At 60.1% G+C, this 8,193-nt stretch carries 6 protein-coding genes and 2 pseudogenes; 4 read left to right on the top strand and 4 right to left on the bottom strand.

The annotated features are described in order from the left end of the window. The first annotated feature begins 8 nt into the window (after positions 1-8). The 4 genes and pseudogenes from CINSTRO3249_RS16620 to CINSTRO3249_RS10220 all read left to right on the top strand — a co-directional run bounded on the left by CINSTRO3249_RS16620 (position 9) and on the right by CINSTRO3249_RS10220 (position 2,940). Positions 9-95 (top strand): hypothetical protein, encoded by an 87-nt coding sequence (locus CINSTRO3249_RS16620; protein ID WP_371441378.1) that lies wholly within the window; start codon positions 9-11, stop codon positions 93-95. A gap of 120 nt (positions 96-215) precedes the next feature. Next, entirely contained in the window at positions 216-1,004 is a 789-nt protein-coding gene (locus CINSTRO3249_RS10230) for an ABC transporter ATP-binding protein (RefSeq protein ID WP_074013209.1), read from the top strand. A gap of 21 nt (positions 1,005-1,025) precedes the next feature. Continuing rightward, positions 1,026-1,975 (top strand): annotated as a pseudogene (locus tag CINSTRO3249_RS10225) (ABC transporter substrate-binding protein). Continuing rightward, positions 1,972-2,940 carry a heavy metal sensor histidine kinase gene (locus CINSTRO3249_RS10220; protein ID WP_074013208.1) on the top strand — a complete coding sequence of 323 codons (969 nt, stop codon included), beginning with the start codon at positions 1,972-1,974 and terminating at the stop codon, positions 2,938-2,940. Before CINSTRO3249_RS10225 ends, CINSTRO3249_RS10220 begins: the two are co-directional and overlap by 4 nt. Before the next feature lie 35 nt (positions 2,941-2,975). Here the strand turns inward: CINSTRO3249_RS10220 and CINSTRO3249_RS10215 are convergent, their stop codons facing one another. The 4 genes and pseudogenes from CINSTRO3249_RS10215 to CINSTRO3249_RS10200 form a co-directional block, all read right to left on the bottom strand. Continuing rightward, positions 2,976-3,875 carry a Kdo hydroxylase family protein gene (locus CINSTRO3249_RS10215; RefSeq protein WP_074013207.1) on the bottom strand — a complete coding sequence of 300 codons (900 nt, stop codon included), beginning with the start codon at positions 3,873-3,875 and terminating at the stop codon, positions 2,976-2,978. 629 nt (positions 3,876-4,504) lie between these two features. Continuing rightward, a complete protein-coding gene (locus tag CINSTRO3249_RS10210; protein WP_074013206.1) occupies positions 4,505-5,593 on the bottom strand; it encodes an ABC transporter ATP-binding protein in 1,089 nt (362 codons plus the stop codon). Further along, positions 5,586-7,343, bottom strand: coding sequence for an ABC transporter permease (locus CINSTRO3249_RS10205; RefSeq protein ID WP_074013205.1), 1,758 nt, complete (start codon positions 7,341-7,343; stop codon positions 5,586-5,588). Before CINSTRO3249_RS10205 ends, CINSTRO3249_RS10210 begins: the two co-directional genes overlap by 8 nt. 71 nt (positions 7,344-7,414) lie before the next feature. Next, positions 7,415-8,065, bottom strand: a pseudogene (locus tag CINSTRO3249_RS10200) (ABC transporter substrate-binding protein); the annotation flags it as partial. Positions 8,066-8,193: the final 128 nt, after the last annotated feature.

The following is an 8,193-nucleotide window of genomic DNA, read 5'->3' as shown; positions in this document are numbered from 1 at the left end:
AGGCCTGGTTGCGTGATGTGATCAGCAAGATCAGCGACTGGCAGTCGAACCGAGTGCATGAACTGCTGCCCTGGAACCTCTCAATCGTAAAATAATATTTACACTACGGCCCTCGTGGGGCGCTTACCGCGGTCCGCCCGCGAGGACAGCATAAAGCGCTGGTCATCATCACCCCCTGGTATTATGTTATAACATAACAAACAATTCACATCGCCATGCACACATCATCTGCGTCTTTGCTTAAGCTTGAATCGCTGGACGTTTGCGCTAGCGGCCGCCGGCCGCTGCTAAACGCGATCGCCTTTACCTTGTCCGCGGGTGAGCGGCTGGCGGTCATTGGTCCGAACGGGTGTGGTAAATCCACTTTGCTGAAAACCTTGATCGGGGAGCGACGGCCGGCCAGCGGCAAAATCTGGCTGGCGGGACAACCGCTATCGGCCTTCAGCCGCCATCAGCGGGCGCAGCGCATCGCGTATCTTGCCCAGCACGATGAAGCCGACCCGGGATTACGGGTTGAAGACTATGTGGCGCTCGGCCGTCTGCCGCATCATGGGCACACCACGGCGGCGCAAGACAGCGCCATTACCCTCGCCGCCATCGCCGATGTCGGTCTTGGCCGGCAAATGCACGCCCGCATCGGCACATTATCCGGCGGCGAGCGTCAGAGAGCCGCGCTGGCCCGCGCGCTGGCGCAAACGCCGCAGTTGCTGTTATTGGATGAACCGACCAACCATCTGGATCCCTTAGCTCGCCAGCGGTTACTGATGCTGGTACGGCGTAAGGGTATCGCCACCATCGCCGTATTGCATGATTTGCCGTTGGTGAGCCCCTTCGCCGATCGGGTGCTGGTGCTGCGGTCGGGGCAGATGGTGATTTGCGCGCCGCCGGATGTGGCGCTGGCGCCGCACATCGTCATGGCCACATTTGGCTTGGAAAGCTACACCCTGCCCCATCCGTTGACCGGGCAACCGGTCCGCTTTTTTGCCGCGCCGTCCGGCGCCTGACCCCGTTGACAGGAAATCGTTATGAACAGCTTATTGCGCGCCGCTGTGTTGCCCGCAACCGCGCTAGCCTCCGGCTTTCCGGTGACCGTGACCCGTTGCAGCCAGCCTGTTACGTTTGACCAAGCCCCAAAGCGGGCGGTCATAAACGATGTGAACATGGCGGAGATGGCATTCGCGCTCCAGCTCCAACCGGCTATCGTCGGTTTAACCGGCATCAGCGGGTGGTATAAAACGACGCCGGCTTTTCAGGCGCAGCGCGGCGGGATCCCGGAACTGGCGCCCAAATACCCGACGCTGGAAAACCTGCTGGCGGTCCATCCCGATTTCTTCTTCGCCGGCTGGAATTACGGTATGAAAGTGGGCGGTGATGTCACACCGACGACGCTTGCACACTACGGCATTAAAACGATGGTGCTAAGCGAAAGCTGTATCCATATCGACCCCCATCACAGCCCCGGGCCAGTATGGATTTGCTGTACCGCGACATGCTCACGCTCGGCAGCATTTTCGGTAAGCGGGAGCTGGCGCAACAAAAAGTTGACGCGTGGCAGGCACAGCTTGCCGGGATCGCGCGCCGAATCGGGCACCGGCCAGCGCCGGGGGTGTTCGTCTATGATTCCGGCGAAGATAAGCCATTTAGCAGCGGCAAATACGCGATGCCTACCGCCATCATTTCGGCCGCGGGCGGACGCAACATTCTCGACGACCTGCCGATGAGCTGGGGAACCACCAGTTGGGAGACCGTGGCGGCGAGCCAACCGGCGTTGATCATCCTGCTGGATTATCAGGCCAGCGGCGGCGCGGCCACGCTCCGCCGTTTTCTGGAATCCCACCCCCTCATGCGTTTGACCCCCGCGGTCCGGCAGCACCGCTATCTGGCCTTGCCGTACCAGGCATTAACGCCGGGGCCGGCCAATATCGACGCGGTGCAGGCGCTGGCGCGCGCGCTCTACCCGGATGTGTTCCCATGATTACCTCACGCCTGGGCTATGCCGTACTACTTTGCCTGGTAGAGTTGCTGGTCGTTGGTCTGATGCTGTTGGGTATTATTGCCGGCGCGTTCGCCTTGTTGGCGTTGATGGGGTATGTGGTGATGCGCCGCGGTCTGGCGCCGCTGCGACGCATGGCGGCACAGGCGGAGGAAATCCATCCTGCAACCCTCACCACCCGGCTCTCGGAGCAGGATGCGCCGGCCGAGCTGCATCAGGTGATCCGTTCTTTTAATCAAATGCTCGATCGGTTAGCCGATGGCTATCAGCGCCTGAGCCGCTTTTCCGCTGATTTGGCCCATGAGATCCGCACGCCGGTCAATGCGCTGATGGGCCATTGCCAGGTGACGCTCTACCAGCGTCGATCGGTGGAGGAGTATGAAAGTGTGCTGGCCCGTAATACCGAGGAGCTGGAGCGCATTTCGCTGATGGTGGAAAATATTTTGTTTCTCGCCCGCGCCAGTCAGGCACAATCGGTGATCAAACCAGTGACGTTGTCACTGGATGCCGAGCTGCAGCGCGTCGCCGACTATTTTGAGGGTCTGGCGGAAGAGCGCGACATAACGCTGTGCGCTTCCGGCGCCGGCCAGGTCTGTGCCGACCCGATGCTGTTGCGGCGCGCGCTGAGCAATCTGGTGGATAACGCCATCCGCTACGCCCACGCCGGCGGTGAAATCCATCTGCGCGGCCGCAGGCAGGCCCAGGGCTGGCAAATAGAGGTTATCAATCAGGGCGAGCCGGTGGCCGCCCGGCATCTGGATAAGTTGTTCGATCGTTTCTACCGCGCTGACGATGCACGCACCAGCAGCGGCAACGCCAGCGGGCTGGGACTGTCCATCGTCAAAGCCATTATGACATTGCACCAAGGCGACGCCAGCGTTCACTGCACTGCGAACGGTGAGATTTGCTTTAGCCTGTTTTTCCCCGACCGGCCGGCCGCCGGTTAAGGGCCACCCGCCACCCCCCCGCGTTCGCCGCGCCGCTAAGTCAGCGCGGTACGGGTTAATTTTTCCAGAATTTTTAGCGGTGCCTGTTCAGGGTGCTTCATGCCGCTGACCGGAAGTAACAGCGTTTGTTCCAGCACAAACTGCCCCGCCATGGCGGCATGGGGCGTTTGATCGGAAAAACAGATCCAGCTGCTGCCGGCGGGAAAATCCAGCGTGACCTGCGGACCGCCCTGTTGATACTCCGGATCGCCCTTCATGGCATCATGCATTTCCAGCATCAGATGATCGTAATGGGTGCGGTAGCTTTGGGTCATGCCCACGGCCTTTTGCAGCCAGCTGCTAGAAGGGGAAAAACGGCCGAGGCGCGGCAAAAACCGCTGCGCCAGCTGCTCGAACGGCTCGCCCACCCGCCACGAGCGGCTCTGCCCGCAGGGATTAATGTTGGTGAAAATACGAAGGATACGTTCGCCGCGATTGGGGATGGACGGGAACACATCCACATGCAGGCGGCTGTCATCCCGGCGCCAAAAGCCGGTTTGGCGCCAGGCATCGGCCGGATGCAGGCGCAGCGTATTAACGGGGCTGTGCAGCATTTGCTGATATTCCGGCAGCACCTCCGCCACCAGACGACAGCAGGCCAGATGATGGCGCAACAGCAGCTGGCGAGCCAACGGCTGTTTTTCTGCCCCGACGATACCGCAGAGCCCATCTTCTTGCGGACGAAATGTAATGTGCTTACGTTTGGGCGCCGCCAGTGCGGGGGTCAACAGCGTCAACTCTTCAGGCGTCAGCGTAAACGCCAGATGCGGAAAAAAGACCACCCGACCTAATTCCAGCGCATCCACCGCCGACACTGGCGCTTCACCGGCGTTTCCCCACCGCGAATGGGGTAGCGTGGTCACTGCCCACTCGCGAGTCAATCGTATTTCAGACATGATGCATCCTTACTTCTTGTCGAAGATGATGGCTTGGCAGATGCGTGCCGCCACGGGTGCGGAGAAAGAGGCTGACGGACCTGCCGGCTGGCGTTCATTCGCAGATCGTTCTATACGGGCTCTATTATAGACGGTTCACCGCTCAGGAATTAAACACAGCGTCAACATTAGCCCCATGCTGGAAGGGTTAGCCTGCGCCGCCGCGACGCGCGGCGAAAACCAACCTCGTCAGAGAATGAAAATAAATCCCATTTAATACATGAAGTTAGATTATACCCGTTACGACTGCCGCCCGAAGGTCCCAGGCTAGACCGTCGCACCGGGGTGGCGTGGCGTCGTGCCCGGGCCAGGCCGGAACATCATGTTGCCGTCCCGTTGAAATCCGCTGCGGATCGATCCCTTGCCGCGGCCAAGGTGCAGGTAGCGGAGCGCCACTGCCGGGTGCGGCGGACGGCAAGGTGCGGGCGGCAGGTGTGGAGGGCAAGGTGTGGGCGACGGGGTTCGGGCGGCGGAGTGTGGGCGGCAAGCTGTGGGCGACGGGGTTCGGGCGGCAGGTGTGGGCGGCAAGGTGCGGACGAAGGGCGGCGGGGTGCGGGGTGCACCGCGAGGGCCCATCATCTCTCGCTCCGCTAAAGCGCCCCGTGCGCCGGGGCGGGGAAAATCCATACCTTGTCCGCCGGCAGCGACAATGCGCAGACGCCCTCCAGCCGCCCGTCGTCGCCATAGGCGCGCACCACGAATTGCTCACCGGCGGTGCGAAAAAGATACTCCCAGCGATCGCCCAAAAACATTTTGGTCACCAGCGGCAACGGCAGGCTATTTTCCGCCTGCCGCTCAGAGCCCACCTTCACCTGCTCCACGCGCACGATAGCCGTCGCCGGCTGCCCTATTACCAGCCCGTCTCCCGCCTGTCCCCACAGCGTCCAGTCGACGCCGTCGATACGGGCGCTATCGCCGCGCAGCGCCGTGACGTTGCCCGTCAGGCGGTTATTGCTGCCCATAAACTCGGCGACAAACTGGGTCGACGGCTGGCTGTACATTGCCTCCGGCGTGCCCTGCTGTTCGATGCGGCCATTATTGAGCAGCAAAATGCGGTCTGAAATCGCCATCGCTTCATTCTGATCATGGGTCACCATCAGCGCCGATAGCCCCAAGGTCACGATAAGCTCGCGCAGAAAAACCCGCGCTTCCTCGCGCAGTTTGGCGTCCAGGTTGGATAACGGCTCATCCAGCAGAATGATCGGCGGGTTGTAGACCAGCGCCCGGCCGATGGCGACCCGCGGCTGTTGTCCCCCCGACAATTGGTACGGGTGTCGCTGGCCCAAATGGCCCAGTCCCAATTGATCCAGCACCTGCTGCACGCGCGTCTTGCGCTCGGCGGCGCTGATGTGGCGTAACTTCAGCGGATAGGCGACATTGTCGAACACCGTTTTATGCGGCCACAGCGCGTAGGACTGAAAAACCAGCCCCAAATTGCGGTCCTCCGCCGGCAGCTCGACGCCGGACAGGCTATCAAACAGCGTGCTATCGCCAATGCGAATCCGCCCCTCGCTGGGTTTTTCCAGACCGGCCACCGCGCGCAGCAACGTGGTTTTGCCGCTGCCGGAGGGACCGAGCAGCGAGACGACCTCCCCCTGGCGCAACTGCATCGATACCCCGCGCAATACATGATTATCGCCATATTTCAAATGCAGGTTGTCTACCGAAAGCTCAATCATACAATTTCACTCCAAAACGCAGCGCGATGCCCAAACCCAGCACCACCAGCAGTATATTGATGAACGACAGCGCGGCGACGATATCAATAGCCCCCGCCGCCCACAGCGACACCAGCATAGAGCCGATGGTTTCGGTGCCCGAGGACAACAGGTAAACGCCGGTGGAATACTCGCGTTCAAAAATCAGAAACATCAGCAGCCAGGAGCCGATGAGGCCGAAACGGGACAGCGGTACGGTGACATGACGGGTGATTTGCCCGCGGCGGGCGCCGGCGCTGCGCGCCGCTTCCTCCAGTTCGGGACCGACCTGCAACAGCGTGGCGGAGATAAGCCGCAAACCATAAGCCAGCCACACCACGGTATAGGCCAGCCAGACGCTGAAAATAGTGCTGCGCAGCCCGCGCAATGCGACGATGAAGTGCTGGCGCAGATCATCGGCGAACGGGAGCGCCGACAGCAAGCCGTCCTTCAGCGATCGACTGAGCCACTGGGGAACAAACAAAAACACCCACAAAAACGCCAGCCCGGCCAGCAAGCCCGGCACCAGCACGCTATAGTCAAGAAAGCGCGTAACACCATCGGCTTTACGATGCATCGCCAGCCCGACCGCCAGGTAACAGCCCACCGCCAACGCGCCGCCAATCACGCCGATGCTCATGGAATTGATAATGGCGCGCAACAGATTAGGCTGGCTGAAAATGGTGCGAAACGTGTTCAGCGACACATGGTCCCATAACGACACGCCAATGCCCCATTGGGAAATAAACGCCCGCAGCACCACACCGGTAAGCGGTACCACAATGGTGACTATCAGCCACAGCGCCACAACGCCACCCGCCACGTAGCGCCATTTGCCGAGCGGCAACGCCCGCGCCTGGGCGGTTTTGCCTTTCACCGTGACATAGCGGTGCGCCGAACGCATCAGCCGGCGCTGTAGCATGACCAGCGGTATGGTGATGGCAATAAGCACCACCGCCACCGCCGCCATCAAATGATAGGACGGCGTACCGAGTTTGTTGGTCAGTTGATACAGATAGGTCGCCAGCACCAGATTCCCTTCGGGATCGCCCAACACCAGCATTAGACCAAAGACCTCCAGCCCGAGGAAAAACAGCAAGACCATCGCGTACAAAATAGCCGGCCGCACCATCGGCAAGCTGATGGCGAACATGACCTGCAGCGGCGAAGCGCCGACCGTGCGCGCCGCCTCCTCGACGTCAGAACCCAGGCTTCTCAGCGCCGAGGAGATATAGAGATAAGCATGGGGCACATGGGTCAGACCGGCGATAACCACGATGCTGCTCATGGCGTAGATATTCCACGGGATGAAGCCCAGCAGCGCCTGCGCCCACAGGGAAAAAATCCCCACCGGCCCCGCCGCCACCACATAACCAAAGGCCAGCACCATCGGTGAAACAAACACCGGCACCAAGATCAACGGTTCAATAATGCGCCGGCCGGGCAAATCGGTGCGGACCATCAGAAACGCCAGAATCCCCCCCAGCGGAATGGCAATCACCACCAGCCCGAACGCCAGCAGCAACCCGCTTTTCAGCGCCCGCCAGAAATCGGCGTCGGCAAAAATAAAGCGAAAGGCTTCGAGGCTAAAGACCTTGGAGGGCACGAAAAACGGCGCCGAGAGAAAACTCTGGATGACAATAAACGCCAGCGGCACATAGATCACCAGCGCGGCAATCAGCACCACCAGGGCACGCGGCAACGACTGTGCTTTTCTGCGCAAAGCGGACATAGCATCCTCTCATCAGGCATAACGGCAGGGGCGCGCGCGACGGCAGGCCGCGCGCCAGAGCGAACGGTGCGTTATTTGGCGGCCGCGCGCCACTGTTTGATATGATCCAGACGCTTATCCTGCGCAAGATACGTCAGCAAGCTCTCATCTACCGCAATCGGGCGCAGGGCTTTACCTAACCGCTTGGTCAAACCGTCCACATCATTATCGCCCTCGATATCGTTGCGTAAGGACGGAATATCGGACTGGTTGGCCAAAATAGCCTGCCCCTCTTTGGATAACACATAATCCAGCCACACCTTGGCCGCATTGGCGTTTTCAGCCTGGCCGCTGATGAACATCACCCGCGACAGCACCAGGGTGTAATCATTGGGGTAAACGATACCCAGGGAGGGATCGTCTTTCGCGCGGGTTTCGGCATAGGAGCCGAGAATATTAAAGCCGAGCAGATTTTCGCCGGAAGAGACGCGCTCCAGCATGGTACCGGTGGACGACTGCACCGACAGGCCGCCTTTGGCAATACGGGCCAGATTGGCGAAATAGCGGGGATCGGCTTGGCGATCATAGACCGATAACATAAAGCCCAATGCGGACTTCTCAATATCATAGGTGGTGACTTTATTTTTAAATCGGTCCGGCTGGCTGGAAATCAACTGTGCCAGGGCTTCATGGTTGCCCGGCACTTCGTCTGGTTTGATAAGGCGCTTGTTGTAGACGAACACCTGAATCACCCCGGATAAATTAGAGTCTATACTTTAAAAGTGGAGGTCTCTATGACAACGACCAAACGTTACTCTCCGGAAGTCCGTGAACGGGCAGTTAATCTAGTGCTGGAAACTCAGCATGAGCA

It is taken from the genome of Candidatus Sodalis sp. SoCistrobi, assembly GCF_900143145.1.
Lineage (GTDB): Bacteria > Pseudomonadota > Gammaproteobacteria > Enterobacterales > Enterobacteriaceae > SoCistrobi.
Note: the sequence above shows the minus strand (reverse complement) of the source record. Positions and strands in the feature narration are given on the sequence as shown.